This window comes from Sphingomonas albertensis (assembly GCF_014358075.1).
Lineage (GTDB): Bacteria > Pseudomonadota > Alphaproteobacteria > Sphingomonadales > Sphingomonadaceae > Sphingomonas > Sphingomonas albertensis.
In genome coordinates this window covers 1-13,764 of the sequence record NZ_JACONT010000043.1, presented here as the reverse complement: position 1 = coordinate 13,764, position 13,764 = coordinate 1, and the positions used below count along the sequence as shown (strand labels likewise).

The 13,764-nt window shown below is 66.6% G+C and carries 14 protein-coding genes; 3 read left to right on the top strand and 11 right to left on the bottom strand.

The window, feature by feature from the left end; all coding sequences use genetic code 11:
* Positions 1–53: 53 nt before the first annotated feature.
* Entirely contained in the window at positions 54–2,327 is a 2,274-nt protein-coding gene (gene ptsP, locus H8S47_RS16020) for a phosphoenolpyruvate--protein phosphotransferase (protein ID WP_187504785.1), read from the bottom strand.
* 256 nt (positions 2,328–2,583) lie between these two features.
* On the bottom strand, positions 2,584–3,609 hold the full coding sequence (ruvB, locus tag H8S47_RS16015; RefSeq protein WP_056061260.1) for a Holliday junction branch migration DNA helicase RuvB: 1,026 nt from the start codon (positions 3,607–3,609) through the stop codon (positions 2,584–2,586).
* 54 nt (positions 3,610–3,663) lie between these two features.
* Here ruvB and H8S47_RS16010 point away from each other — a divergent pair, with 54 nt between their 5' ends.
* Entirely contained in the window at positions 3,664–4,572 is a 909-nt protein-coding gene (locus tag H8S47_RS16010) for a 2-hydroxyacid dehydrogenase (RefSeq protein WP_187504784.1), read from the top strand.
* Between the two features lie 179 nt (positions 4,573–4,751).
* Here H8S47_RS16010 and ruvA read toward each other — a convergent pair whose 3' ends face one another.
* The 5 genes from ruvA to H8S47_RS15985 all read right to left on the bottom strand — a co-directional run bounded on the left by ruvA (position 4,752) and on the right by H8S47_RS15985 (position 8,721).
* On the bottom strand, positions 4,752–5,351 hold the full coding sequence (ruvA, locus tag H8S47_RS16005) for a Holliday junction branch migration protein RuvA (RefSeq protein ID WP_187504783.1): 600 nt from the start codon (positions 5,349–5,351) through the stop codon (positions 4,752–4,754).
* 146 nt (positions 5,352–5,497) lie between these two features.
* Positions 5,498–6,487, bottom strand: coding sequence for a hypothetical protein (locus H8S47_RS16000; RefSeq protein ID WP_187504782.1), 990 nt, complete (start codon positions 6,485–6,487; stop codon positions 5,498–5,500).
* Between the two features lie 215 nt (positions 6,488–6,702).
* Positions 6,703–7,209, bottom strand: coding sequence for a crossover junction endodeoxyribonuclease RuvC (gene ruvC, locus H8S47_RS15995; protein WP_187504781.1), 507 nt, complete (start codon positions 7,207–7,209; stop codon positions 6,703–6,705).
* 195 nt (positions 7,210–7,404) lie between these two features.
* Positions 7,405–8,148, bottom strand: a complete 744-nt coding sequence (locus tag H8S47_RS15990) for a YebC/PmpR family DNA-binding transcriptional regulator (protein WP_056477859.1) — start codon at positions 8,146–8,148, stop codon at positions 7,405–7,407.
* A gap of 30 nt (positions 8,149–8,178) precedes the next feature.
* Positions 8,179–8,721, bottom strand: a complete 543-nt coding sequence (locus H8S47_RS15985; protein ID WP_187504780.1) for a DUF1003 domain-containing protein — start codon at positions 8,719–8,721, stop codon at positions 8,179–8,181.
* A gap of 263 nt (positions 8,722–8,984) precedes the next feature.
* Here H8S47_RS15985 and H8S47_RS15980 point away from each other — a divergent pair, with 263 nt between their 5' ends.
* Positions 8,985–10,448, top strand: a complete 1,464-nt coding sequence (locus H8S47_RS15980) for a helicase HerA domain-containing protein (RefSeq protein ID WP_056061281.1) — start codon at positions 8,985–8,987, stop codon at positions 10,446–10,448.
* Positions 10,449–10,452: 4 nt separating this feature from the next.
* Here H8S47_RS15980 and H8S47_RS19055 read toward each other — a convergent pair whose 3' ends face one another.
* The 4 genes from H8S47_RS19055 to H8S47_RS15960 all read right to left on the bottom strand — a co-directional run bounded on the left by H8S47_RS19055 (position 10,453) and on the right by H8S47_RS15960 (position 12,094).
* On the bottom strand, positions 10,453–10,848 hold the full coding sequence (locus tag H8S47_RS19055; RefSeq protein ID WP_187504779.1) for a YybH family protein: 396 nt from the start codon (positions 10,846–10,848) through the stop codon (positions 10,453–10,455).
* A 139-nt stretch (positions 10,849–10,987) separates the two neighbouring features.
* Positions 10,988–11,272, bottom strand: a complete 285-nt coding sequence (locus H8S47_RS15970; RefSeq protein ID WP_187504778.1) for a DUF1294 domain-containing protein — start codon at positions 11,270–11,272, stop codon at positions 10,988–10,990.
* Between the two features lie 94 nt (positions 11,273–11,366).
* Positions 11,367–11,609 carry a DUF2312 domain-containing protein gene (locus tag H8S47_RS15965; RefSeq protein WP_197942503.1) on the bottom strand — a complete coding sequence of 81 codons (243 nt, stop codon included), beginning with the start codon at positions 11,607–11,609 and terminating at the stop codon, positions 11,367–11,369.
* Between the two features lie 182 nt (positions 11,610–11,791).
* A complete protein-coding gene (locus tag H8S47_RS15960) occupies positions 11,792–12,094 on the bottom strand; it encodes a DUF1244 domain-containing protein (protein ID WP_187504777.1) in 303 nt (100 codons plus the stop codon).
* A gap of 82 nt (positions 12,095–12,176) precedes the next feature.
* On the opposite strand from H8S47_RS15960, the gene pyk reads away from it, so the two are divergent.
* Complete coding sequence (gene pyk / locus H8S47_RS15955) at positions 12,177–13,640, top strand: pyruvate kinase (protein WP_187504776.1); 1,464 nt, start codon at positions 12,177–12,179, stop codon at positions 13,638–13,640.
* The last annotated feature ends 124 nt before the right edge of the window (positions 13,641–13,764 follow it).

Genomic DNA, 13,764 nt, shown 5'->3' with positions numbered 1-13,764 from the left:
GGCCCCCAGCCGTGTCAACGCGCACGCGGCCCGGAACCGCCGGTTTCGGGCCTTCAGACGATTTCCACGCCATTTTCGGTCGCCCACGCGGTCAGCGCGCCGCGCATGTCGCGGGGTGGGTCCGCCAGCAGCCCCGCCATGTATTTTGTGAGCGCGGCGCGATCGAGCGAGCGCGTCATCGCCTTGATCGGACCGACTGCGGCAGGCGTAATCGACAATCGCTCGATGCCGAGGCCGATCAGCGCCATCGCCTCCAGCGGCCGCCCGCCCATCTCGCCGCACACCGCCAGATCGACCTTGGCGTCGCGGGTCGGCGACACCAGCCGCGCGATGAAGCGGAGGATCGACGGGCTGAGCCAGTCGTAACGCTCGGCGAGCTTGGGATTGGCGCGATCGGCCGCAAACAGGAACTGGGTCAGGTCGTTGGTGCCGATCGACAGGAACTCGATACGCGGCAGCAGCACGTCGAGCATCTCGGCAAGCGCGGGGACTTCGAGCATCGCGCCGTAGCGGATCGCCAGCGGCATCTTCCGCCCGCGCCCTTCGAGCCAGGTCCGCTGCGCCTCGAACAGCGCGCGCGCCTCGTCGAACTCCCAGGGTTCGCTGACCATCGGGAACATCACGTTTAGGGTGCGACCGGCGGCTGCTTCGAGCAACGCGCGCGCCTGCACCTTCATCAACCCGTCGCGTTCCAGGCCAAGGCGCAGCGCGCGCCAGCCCATGGCCGGGTTCTCCTCGTCCGAATCTTCCTTGTTCAAATACGGCAGCGCCTTGTCGCCGCCGATATCGACGGTGCGGAAGATCACCGGGCGCTCGCCCGCAGCGTCGAGCACTTCCTTGTAAAGCCGCTGCTGGCGCTCGCGCTGCGGCAAAGTGGCCGAAACAAGGAACTGGAACTCGGTGCGGAACAGCCCGATGCCGTCCGCGCCCGTGACATCGAGCGCGGCAACGTCGTCACGCAGGCCAGCATTGACCATTAGCGTCAGCCGGTGGCCATCCTTCGTGATCGGCGGGACGTCGCGCAACGCCGCGAACGCAGCCTTGCGCTTCTGCCGCATCGCGAGCCGCGCATCGAACGCCTCCTCCATCGCCGCGGAGGGTCGCGCGAAGACGTTGCTCTCGGCGCTGTCGAGCAACAGCATGTCGCCCTCCGCGACGAGGCGGCGGATATCGCGGACGCGGCCGAGCACGGGCACGCCCATCGCGCGCGCGACGATCGTGACGTGCGCGGTGAGCGAGCCCTCCTCGAGGATCACGCCCTTCAGCCGGCGCTTGTCGTATTCGAGCAGTTCGGCAGGCCCCAGGTTGCGTGCGATCAGGATCGTGTCCTGGCGCAGGCCGAGTTGCGCCGCGGTGCCCATCTGCCCCGAGACGATACGGAGCAGCCGGTTCGACAGATCCTCCAGGTCGTGCATCCGGTCGGCGAGCAGCGGATCGTCGATCTGGCGCATGCGCTGGCGGGTGCGCTGCTGGACGCGCTCGATCGCCGCCTCGGCGGTCAGGCCGGAGTCGATCGCCTCGTTGATGCGCCGCGCCCAGCCCTCGTCGTACGCGAACATCTTGTAGGTCTGGAGCACTTCGACATGCTCGCCGCCGACGCCGAATTCGGCCTCGCGCGTCATCCGGTCGATGCCTTCGCGCATCTTGTCGAACGCCGCATAGACGCGGTGGCGCTCGGCGTCGGTATCCTCGGCGACGGTATGCTCGATCGTGATGCGCGGCTGGTGATAGACCGCGTAGCCCGCGCCCATGCCGTCGACGAGCTTCTGGCCGGGGATTCGCATCGCCGCGGTCGACTGCGGGCGATCCGCGCCGCCGCCGGTGGTGTCGATGAGCCCCGCATTGGCGATCAGTTCCGACAGCACCATCGCGACCGTCTGCAATGCCTCGATCTCGACGTCCGCATATTTGCGACGGTCGGTGTGCTGGACGGCCAGGACCCCCACGGACCGCTCGCGGCGGATGATCGGCACGCCCGCGAAACTGTGGAAACGGTCCTCGCCGGTCTCGGGCTTGTAGGCGAAATCGGGGTGGCTCGCAGCTTCGTCGAGGTTGAGCACCTCGACGTCCTCGGCGATCGTGCCGACCAATCCCTCGCCGAGCGCGAGTTTGGTGACGTGGACCGCCGCCTGATCCAGCCCGCGGGTCGCGAACAGCTCGAGCACGCCTTCGCGCAACAGGTAGATCGAGCAGACTTCGCTGTCGATCGCGGTGGCGATGATGCCGACGACGGCGTTCAGCTTGGCTTGCGCGGAGGTGCGCGACGCCATCACGTCGTGAAGGCTGGTGAGGATTTCGCGGGCGGAGGCGGCGGCCGAAAGGGGCATTTGGGTTGGCTATCAGATGAAGCGCTTGGGTGCCACGCAACAAAAGCAGTGTTGGGGCGAAGTTCGATCGATCTTTGGCGGGGATTTCTTACAAGCGAGGATCGATAGCGTCGAACACTCCCTCACTTCCCCCCTCCCTGGAAGGGAGGGGTTGGGGGTGGGTCGGCCCGCTCGAGGCACCAAAGTCTGGAATGTGCGGAAGCCGACCCACCCCCCTGCCCCTCCCTTTCAGGGAGGGGGGAAGAATTAAGAGAGGTCAGGCGTCGAACAGTCCGTCCTGGCTGCCGGCTGGCGGGTTCAGGCCTAGGTGCTTCCAGCCGCCTGCATTGAGGAATCGACCGCGCGCCGTCCGCGCTATCAGACCCAGCTGGATCAGATACGGCTCGATCACCTCCTCGATCGTATCGCGCGGTTCGCTCAACCCCGCCGCCAAGGTCTCCACCCCCACAGGTCCCCCGCGATAAATATCCGCGATCATCATCAGATACCGCCGATCCATCGCATCGAGCCCGAGCGAATCGACCTCAAGCCGATTGAGCGCCGCATCCGCCGCCCGCGCGTCGACCGTCTCGTGCCCGGCGACATTCGCGAAATCGCGCACCCGTCGCAGCAACCGCCCGGCGATACGCGGCGTACCCCGTGCCCGCCGCGCAATCTCCATCGCGCCATCCTTCGCGATTCCCAGCCCGAGCAGGCCGGCGGCCCGCGTCACCACGCGCTCCAGTTCCTCGACCGTATAGAATTGCAGCCGCACCGGGATGCCGAAGCGGTCCCGCAACGGCGTCGTCAGCAACCCCTGCCGCGTGGTCGCGCCGATCAGCGTGAACCGCGGCAGGTCGATCCGCACCGAACGCGCGGACGGCCCCTCGCCGATCATCAGGTCGAGCGCACGGTCCTCCATCGCCGGGTACAGCACCTCCTCGACAGCGGGCTGCAACCGGTGGATCTCGTCGATGAACAGCACGTCGCCATCCTCGAGATTGGTAAGCAGCGCGGCGAGATCCCCAGACTTGGCGATCACCGGGCCCGAGGTGGCGCGGAAGCCCACCCCCATCTCGCGCGCGACGATCTGCGCGAGCGTCGTCTTGCCGAGCCCGGGCGGGCCGAAGAACAGCACGTGATCCAGCGCATCGCCGCGCGACTTTGCCGCCTGGATGAAGATGCGCAGATTCTCGCGCGCGGCCTTCTGCCCGACGAATTCGTCGAGCGTCTTCGGGCGCAGCGCGGCGTCGACGTCTTCGGGACGCTTGGCGGCGGTCAGGATGCGGTCTGTATCGGTCACCCGCTCGCGATAGCGCGCTCGCGGCGAAGGGGGCAAGGCGGCTATGGGTGTCCGATGACCAACCAAGCCACGCATCCCGATTTGTATCTGCTGGGCGGAGTCTCGCCCGCGTTGGAGGCGACGCTCGCCGAGCGATTCACGCTGCACCGCAAGGATCCGCCCGCGACGACGCGCGCGATCGTCGGGGGTGGGAGCAGCGTCGTCGATGCGGCGCTGCTCGATCGCCTCCCCGCGCTGGAGATCGTCGCGATCCACGGCGTCGGTTATGATGGGATCGACCTGGCTGCGGCCCAGGCGCGAGGCATCGCGGTGACGACGACGCCCGACGTGCTGACCGACGATGTCGCGGACCTTGCGATCGCGTTGATGCTGGCGGTGCAGCGGCGGGTCGTTGCGAACGACCGTGCGGTGCGCGATGGCGGGTGGCAGGTCGACCTTTCTCGACGCGCGAGCGGGCGAAGGATCGGCATCTTCGGGCTGGGCCGGATCGGCAAGGCCATCGCCAAGCGCGCCGCACCGTTTGCGCGCGGACTCCATTACACTGCGCGCTCCGCCAAGCCGGATTTCACGGGCGTGTTTCATGCCGACATCGCCTCGCTCGCGGCGGCGTGCGACGTGTTGATCGTCTCAGCTCCGGGTGGCGATGCGACGGCGCATATCGTGGACGCCGGTGTCCTCGCGGCGCTTGGCGGTGACGGTATTCTGGTCAACATCGCTCGTGGCAGCCTGATCGACGAAACCGCTCTGATCGCGGCGCTCGCGGCTGGGACGATCGCGGGCGCAGGGCTTGATGTGTTTGCCGACGAGCCGTCCGTTCCCGATGCGCTCAAGGCGATGGATCAGGTCGTCCTGTCGCCACATCAGGGCAGCGCTACGGTCGATGGCAGGGCTGCGATGGCGGCGCTGGTGGTTGCGAACCTCGACGCGCATTTTTCGGGGAAGGCCCTGCTTACGCCACTTTGAGCCACTCCGGATCATAATTTCCTATCCTCCCCCGCCAGGGGGAGGTGGCGCCGAAGGTGACGGAGGGGGAGGACATGGAACGACCGTCTCCCTTTCCTCCCCCTCCGTCTGGCATTCGCCAGCCACCTCCCCCTGGCGGGGGAGGATGGAAAGGTTCGCCACTTGCACTCGCGGTAAAGCTAAGACTTAGACGCCTTGCGCAACGCCAGTCGCACCAGCGCGTCGAGCGAGGCACCTGCCCCCAGTTCCTCGTCAGCCGCGGCCACCGCGACACTCGCCTCGTTCGGGCGGAATCCGAGGTTGAGGAGCGCCGACACCGCATCCGCAGACGCTCCCGGCGCGGCGTTCACAACCGCCGGCCCGAGCCCTAGCGCGATGCCGCCGACCTTGTCCTTCAATTCCATGACGATGCGCTGGGCGAGCTTCGGCCCGACGCCATTCGCCCGCGCGACCATCGCCTTGTCGCCGCTGGCGATCGCACGGCTCAGATCGACCGGCTCCAGCGCCGACAGGATCGCGAGCGCGACGCGCGCGCCAACCCCCTGAACCCCGGTCAGCAACCGGAACCAGTCGCGTTCGTCCGCGCTGGAGAACCCTACCAGCCGCTGGAAATCCTCGCCGACGAGCAATTCGGTGAACACCGTGCACGCCTCGCCGATCGGTCCCAGTGCCGAGAGCGTCCGCGCCGACGCGCCGACCTGATAGCCGACTCCGCCGACGTCGATCACCGCGTAGTCGATGCCCGTGGAATCCAGGCGCCCTTTGAGATGCACGATCATGGTTCAGCCGGTAGAACAAAGGGTGCGCGGCGTCATCCCGGCAAAACCGCGGCGAACGCGCCGCCGCGCACCCCGCCGGTCCTCAAGCGCGCCGGTCCTCAAGCGCGCCGGTCCTCAAGCGCGCCGGTCCTCAAGCGCGCCACTCCTCACGCGCTCGGTTGGAGCCGATCGGGATCGCCGGAGGATCTGTTCGGCAAGGTCGGGGCGGGTTTCGCGACGCCGTGGAGCGCCTGGGTCGGCGCGCCGATCACCGCTGCCCGCGCGCGCAGACTGGCCCGCAGGAATACCGTGTCGGAGGCGATGAACCGGCGCGGGGTCGTGCCGAGAAACGTGCCGGCATCGCGCAGGAAATGCGACGCGTCGAAATAGCTGCTGTCGATCATCGAATAGTCGTTGAGACCGTCGGCCGTGATCAGGCGGATGAACGAGCGGAGGAACCGCGCGCGCCGCAGCAACAGCTTTGGCGGCATGCCGAAGTGACGCGTCGCCATCCGGCGCAATTCGTGTGTCGGGATATCCAGCCGGTCGGCGACGTCCTTCATCTCGATCACGCCATCGGTCACCGTCAACGCGGTGAACGCGCGGATCAGCGCGTCACGCGGATGCGGACGATCGAACAGGCCGCAGAAAACTTCGTCGAGCAGCGGCTTGATCATCGAATCGTCGTCGAGCGCGTCCAGGCCTTCGATCAGACGGGCGGAAAGTTCGGCTCCGAGGGCGACACTCAACGGCGCCACGCGGTTGTGGAAATCGCCCGCCGACCGCGCGGTCAGCCGCGACCAGCCGAGCGCGCTCAGGCCGATGCCGACGGCGATCCCGCCACGCGTCTCGGTTCGGAAGGCACGGCTGGTCGGTCCGTAGAAGCTCGCACGATCCACCGGACCGAACCGATGATTGCCGATCGACACGGTCAAGGGACCGGCATCGACGAGCACCGAGATCATCGCGGGCGCGGGCAGGTACCAGTTGAGCATCGGCGTGCGGTCGATCGACGCGTAGATCGCGTAGCCGGTCAAATACTCGGACAAGGCCGGATCGGGCATATCATAGCGCATCGCCATGCCGTCGGGCATCACGAATGCCGAGGGAGAAACGGTACCGCTGCTCGTGCCGCCCCGCACGTCTTCCGCCCGCATTGCCAAGCCTTTAATCTAAATTAATTGCACGACGGCGCTGCCACACCATTTCAGGCTTGGCTATCAAAACCTGACCGGAATGGTTTTATACGGGCACTGGTAAAATCTAGTTCAAAACGAACCAAGTTTTGTAGGAGTATGCAGAACGGCGCCAAGGTAGCGATCCGCAAGTTTGTTTGCCTCTACCAGCGGATACTATCGGACGTGCGCGTGGATCAGGCGCCGATACCACTGCGGCGCGACAAGGCCGCGGCGCTTGCGACATGATGAGCATGCGTGATCGCAACGGCCAGCGCATCGGCAGCATCGGGCCCGGCGAGCTTCGCGCCGGGCAGCAGCACCGCCATCATCGCCTGGATCTGCTTCTTGTCGGCGCCGCCGGTGCCGACGACGCCCTTCTTGACGGTCGACGGGTGATACTCGCCGATATGCAGCCCCGCGCCCGCCGCGGCGAGCAGCACGACGCCGCGTGCCTGGCCCAGCTTGAGCGTCGATTGCGCGTTGCTGTTGCCGAGCACCTCCTCCACCGCCGCGCCGTCCGGGCGCTCGGTGCGGATGACGTCGATCAGCGCGTTGTACAGCGCCGTAAGGCGGCGGGGGAGCGCCATCGACGGATCGGTCTTGATCTGGCCGTTGGCGACATGACTCAGGCGGTTGCCATCGGCGCGGATGACGCCCCAGCCGGTGGTACCGAGGCCGGGGTCTAGTCCCAGGATGATCATGAGGAAGTAGAAGGTTGGTTCACGCGGAGACGCGGAGACGCGGAGGTGGTGCGTTCCTGGCGATCGTCTCGCGTTAGCGAGACTTTCAATTCTCCGGGCTGGCCGCCAGATATCAGGCCGCTAGCGCGGAAGACGTAGCCACGAAGCACCACTCTCCGCGTCTCCGCGTCTCCGCGTGAACCCACCTTCTTCATCTCAACCCAGCGACTCCATGATCTCGTCGGAGATCTCGTAATTGCCCCAGACGGTCTGCACGTCGTCGTCGTCGTCGAGCGCGTCGATCAGCTTGAACAAAGTCGCCGCATCGTCCGCACCGACCGCGACCATCACCTGCGGGCGCCAGGCGAGCTTTGCACCTTCGGCCTCGCCGAGCTTGGCTTCCAAAGCCTTGGCCACTTCGTGCAGGTCGCCCTGCGCGGTCCAGACCTCATGGCCGTCCTCGCTCGACGTGACGTCCTCGGCGCCAGCCTCAAGCGCCGCTTCGAACACCGTGTCGGCATCGCCCGCGCTCGCCGGATACGAGATCAACCCGACGCGGTCGAACGCATGGCTGACCGAACCGCCCGCGCCCAAATTGCCGCCGTTCTTGCCGACCGCGACGCGCACGTTGGTCGCGGTGCGGTTGCGGTTGTCGGTCAGCGCCTCGATGATCAGCGACACGCCGCCGGGACCGAAGCCCTCGTAGCGGATCTCTTCGTAATTCTCGGCATCGCCGCGGCTCGCCTTGTCAATCGAGCGCTGGATGTTTTCCTTCGGCAACGACGCCGCCTTGGCCGCGTTCACCGCCGCGCGCAGGCGCGGGTTCATGTCGACGTCGGGCAGCCCCATCTTGGCCGCGACCGTGATTTCCCGGCTGAGCTTGCTGAACGCCGACGAGCGCTTCTTGTCCTGCGCGCCCTTGCGGTACATGATATTCTTGTATTTGGAATGGCCTGCCATCGGTGCCTCTAATAGCCTGATGCGCCGCTCTTAGGCTCCGGGGGCGCTTTTCGCCAGACCGTCTATCTTCTGCTCGATCGCGTCGAGCCGGGCCAGCACGAGATGGTCGATCTTGTGATGGATGCGCAGGATGTCGAGCTCTGCGCGCAAATTGGTCTCGTAATCGAGGCTGGCGGCTAGGCGATCCTTCGCCGATTGCCGGTTCTGGCTCATCATGATCACCGGCGCCTGGATCGCCGCGACCGTCGACAGCAGCAGGTTGAGGAAGATGTAGGGATACGGATCGAACGCCCGCCCGAAATGCGCCAGGATGTCCGAATTCAGCAGCATCCAGCCGATCAGCACCAGCGTGAAGGCGATGATGAACGCCCAAGACCCGCCGATCTTCGCCACGCGGTCGGACAGCCGCTCGCCGAAGGTGGCGCGCTCGTCGGACACGTCGGCGGCATCGCGACTGACGGTAGTCCCCGATTCGATACCGGCGAGGACACGGCGCTCCTCCTCGTCCAGTTCGCCCGGCGCCTTGCCGAGCAGGCGTTGCGAGAGATCGGCGAGCGGGGAGTGTGTGGCCATGCTCCAAGGCCTAGCCGGGATTGCGGATTATTGCAGCGCGCAAAGCCCTGGGTGCGACGGAGCCTTGCTCATCCTCCCCCGCCAGGGGGAGGTGGCGCGAAGCGTCGGAGGGGGAGGACACGGAACAGGCGTTGCCCTTTCCTCCCCCTCCGTCTGGCAAGCGCCAGCCACCTCCCCCTGGCGGGGGAGGATCGCGACGCTGAATAGCTGCACCTCACAAAGACTCCTTGCTCCCACACGCCCGCACCTGCCAAACGCGCGGCATGACGGTTAGCGTGAATATGGGCACCGACGGCAATGGTACTGCCGTCGGCGTCGACCTGGAGGAACTACTCGCCACCCGCCTGTTGGTGCAGGGCAATTCGGGCTCGGGAAAATCGCATCTGCTGCGCCGGCTGCTCGAGCGATCGGCGGGGCATGTCCAGCAGATCGTGATCGATCCGGAGGGCGATTTCGTGACGCTCGCGGGGCCGCACGGGCACGTCGTGATCGAGGCCGGCGACTATAGCGAACGCGAGATCGCGCGCATCGCCACGCGGTTGCGCGAACACCGGACGTCCGCCGTGCTCAGCCTCGAAGGACTTGAGGTCGAGGGCCAGATGCGGTGCGCCGCGTCGTTCCTGTCCGCGCTGTTCGATGCGCCGCGCGAGCATTGGTATCCGGTGCTGGTGGTGGTCGACGAAGCGCAGATGTTCGCGCCAGTGACCGGCGGCGAAGTCTCCGAGGAAGTGCGCCGCGCGTCGCTGGCGGCGATGACCAACCTGATGTGCCGTGGCCGTAAGCGCGGCCTCGCCGGCGTGATCGCGACCCAACGTCTGGCGAAACTCGCGAAGAACGTCGCGGCGGAAGCCTCGAACTTCCTGATGGGCCGCACCTTCCTCGACATCGACATGGCGCGCGCCGCGGATCTGCTCGGGATGGAGCGGCGTCAGGCGGAGGCGATTCGTGATCTCCAGCGCGGCACATTCATGGCGCTCGGGCCGGCCGTGTCGCGCCGGCCGATCACGGTGAAGATCGGCGATGTGGCCACATCCGCGCGGAGCGGCAGCCCGAAGCTGACCCCCCTCCCCAGCGCGGCGCCGATGGATCTGCAGGATCTGTTGTCGGAGCCCGTGGTCGATGCCCCCGAACTCGGCCTGATGTTCGATTCGCGCCCGCGTCGCGTGCCGGCGGAGGAATTGCTCGACGGCATCGCCCGCCCGCCCGAGCCCCGCACTGCGGCTCCGCCACCGCCCGAGAAGACCGACGACGAGGTTGAGGCGGTCTACGCCGACGTCTTCCGCGCGATCGTCGAGGATCCGGAGTCGACGTTGCGGCCGCCATCGGTGCTGTTCCAGGATTTCCAGGTGCGGTGCCGGATGGGGGGTCTCGCCAAGCCCCCGCTCGACCTGCCCGGGTTCGTGCGCCGGTTAAGCTGCGCCCGCGCCGGCATCTTCGACATGACCGACGAAGCCTGGACGGCCGCCCTCGACGTGGCGAGCGGGCTCCCCGACGACATGCTCGGTGCGTTCCTGCTGGTCGCGCGTGCAGCGCGGGAGGGTGAACCCTGCCCTTCGGATGCGCGCATCGCGGCCACCTATGGGACGAGTTCGCTAGGCCGGGTGAAGCGCCTGATCGGCTATATCGAAAGCCGCGAGCTGATCGTCTGCCGCACCGATCTGGCCGGCAAACGCTCGATCACGATACCGGGGTTGGGGTGGACGACGCTGCCGGCTGAGGCGGCTTAGGCCGTCATCTGCGGATCGGGGTGAACTGCAACGACACGAACTGCCAGTCGCCCTTAATCCGTCGCGCGACGAAGCCGGCCCGCAGCGCCCGCGTCTGCGTCTGGCCGTCCTTGCCGGGCATCGTGTAGGCGATCCGCATCGTCACGACGCCGATCGTGCCGGCAGGCCGCGCGACGGTCTCGGTGATCGTCATCGGCGGCGCGGCGGATTTCTTGTCGGCTGCGTAGAACCCGATGACCCGGTCGCGCGAATCTACCTCGCCGACGGGCGACACTTCCTGGTATTCGGGCGCCATCATCGCGATCATCGCCGCCTGATCGAACTGGTTGCGGACCTGGACGAACGCTTCGGCGCGCTGACCAAGTTTTTGTGCGTCGGTCTCCCCCGACTGCGCAGCCACCGGAGCACTGACCAACGCACCGCATAATATTGCCGCCGCAATTCCCAAAGATACCCGCATGCTTGCCCCCGATATAATGCTGTATAACAGCAATACACCCACGCGTCAGGAGCGGCAATGTCGTTGAAGGCGTTCGAGATCAGATCGCAAAGGCGACCCCGAGCCCTGCGATCACGCCGACCTGGACCATGGCGATGAGCTGAAGCCGTCCGACGAACGGTTGTTTGCGGGTCTTGTGCCGGTAGCGATTGCGCGCCCAGAACGCGCCGGGGCTTCCGCCGAGCGCGGCGAACCAGAGCAAGCGGGTTTCGGGGATGCGCCACATGCCCGTTGACGATCGTCGCTTGTCGATCGCGAACGCGGCGATCGTGATCATGTTGATGATCAGGAACAGGACGAGCGCCGCGAAGATCGGGAGAAGCATTCTCTACCGGTATAGCGACAGCGTTAACGCGGTGCCTCTCCCCGCCGCCGAGTGACAGGTCGAGCGAAAGGCACCGCGGGAGATCGAACGATCCTCAGATCATTCCCAACGCCTGGAGATACACCTCGAGGATCGCTTCCTCCTCCTGGTATTCTTCCTTCTTCTTCTTCCGGATCGACAGGATCTTACGGATCGCCTTCGGATCGTAACCGCGGCCCTTGGCTTCGGCCATCACGTCCTTGATGTCGTCCGAGATACCCTTCTTCTCTTCTTCGAGACGCTCGGCGCGCTCGATCAGCAGGCGCAGTTCGTCCGCTGCGACCGCGCCGCCGCCCATGCCGTGTTGCCGTTCGTCAGACATCGAAAATTCCCCACTCGCCAGCGCCACGCGCCGGCCCAAAGCCAATCGAGAAACCCCGCTCAGATGATCGCCGTCGGATGACGTCGTGAATCAGACCGCTGCGGGGTGCGGGGCCGCGTCTAGGCGTTTACCGTGTTCGGCTCAAGCGACGGCTAAGCTCAGGCCACCGCGTTCTTCGCGACGCTCGCCTTCATCCGCTCGAGCTGCTCGGGCGTCGCGTCGCCCTGGTGGTGCGCCTTCCACTCTGCATAGGGCATCCCGTACACCGTCTCGCGCGCCTCGTCCTTCGGCAGGCCACCGGCTTCCTCGACCCAGTCGGACAGGCAATTGCGACAAAAACCGGCGAGTCCCATCAGGTCGACGTTCTGCGCGTCCTCGCGGTGGCGGAGGTGGCGGACCAGGCGGCGAAAGGCTTGCGCCGCTACGGCATCATCGAGTGTTTCGAGGCGATCGGGGGTCATTCACTATGCTCCGTGGTTGATCCCGCGGAGATAGGGTTTAAGGCGCGTGGCGGCAAAGACCTCCCCCAGGAAAACGCAACGCATGACCATGGCCATCGCACCTCGTTCGCGGAAAGTCCGTATTCTCGCGACGCTCGGCCCCGCCAGCAGCACCCCCGAGATGATCGCGACGCTGTTCCGCACCGGCGCCGACGCGTTCCGCATCAACATGAGCCACGGCGACCAGCAGTCGAAGATCGCCGTGATCCAAGCGATTCGAGCGCTCGAAAAGGAATTTGGCCGCCCTTCGACGATCCTCGCCGATTTGCAGGGCCCGAAACTGCGCGTTGGCAAGTTTGACGGCGGGCGCACCGTGCTGGAAACCGGATCGACGTTCCTGCTCGACCGCGATCCCACGCCGGGCGATGCGACGCGGGTGGAACTGCCGCACGACGAGATCTTCGCGGCGATCGAGCCGGGCGCGCGCCTGCTGCTCGACGACGGCAAGCTGGTGCTGCGGGTCGTGTCGCACAGCCCGCGTGAGATCACGACTCGGGTCGAGGTCGGCGGCGCGCTGTCGAACAGCAAGGGGCTGAACGTCCCCGACGTCGTGCTGCCGATGGCCGCGCTGACCGAGAAGGATCGCAGCGATCTGGATTTCGCGGTCGACCAGGGCGTCGACTGGATCGCGCTGTCGTTCGTGCAGCGCCCGGAAGATCTCTGGGAAGCGCGGAAACTGATCGGCGGCAAGGCGGCGCTGATGGCGAAGATCGAGAAGCCGGCGGCCATCGAGCGGCTCGAGGAAATCGTCGAGGCCTGCGACGGCGTGATGGTCGCGCGCGGCGATCTCGGCGTCGAGCTTCCGCCGCAGCAGGTGCCGCCTTTGCAGAAGCGCATCGTCGAGGTCTCGCGCCGGATGGGGCGCCCGGTGGTGGTCGCGACGCAGATGCTCGAATCGATGATCACGTCGCCCTCCCCTACGCGGGCGGAAGTGTCGGACGTAGCGACAGCGGTGTATGACGGCGCCGACGCGATCATGCTGTCGGCGGAGAGCGCGGCGGGTGCATGGCCGGTCGAATCGGTCGCGATGATGGATGCGATCGGCGTGTCGGTCGAGGCCGATCCCGAGCATGGCGACCGCATGCACTTCACCGTGATGAAGCCCGATCCGACCACTGCGGACGCGCTCGCCGAGGCCGCGAAGAACATCGCCGCGACCGTGTCGGCGGTGGCGATCATCTGCTTCACCACCTCGGGCTCGACCGCCCGCCGGATCGCGCGCGAGCGGCCGTCGGTGCCGCTGCTGGTCCTCACGCCTAGCCAGGAGACCGCGCGTCGGCTCGGGCTGCTGTGGGGCACGCATGCGGTGCACACGCGCGACGTCGAATCGTTCGAGGACATGGTCGCGAAGTCGAAGCGGATGGCGTTGCGGCACGGGATCGCCAAGGCTGGCGACCGGGTCATCGTGCTCGCGGGCGTGCCGTTCCGGACGCCTGGGTCCACCAACGTGCTGCACGTGGTGCGGATCGTCGGGGATGAGCTGAAGGGGCATCATTCTCAGGTCTGAGTTTGGCGCGAGCGTGAAAGCCCGCTGCTAGGCCAAGGCGCCGACCTATCCTTCCCCCCTCCCTGAAAGGGAGGGGTAGGGGGTGGGCCGGCCTCCACATACGCCGTCGGTAGTGGCTCAAACC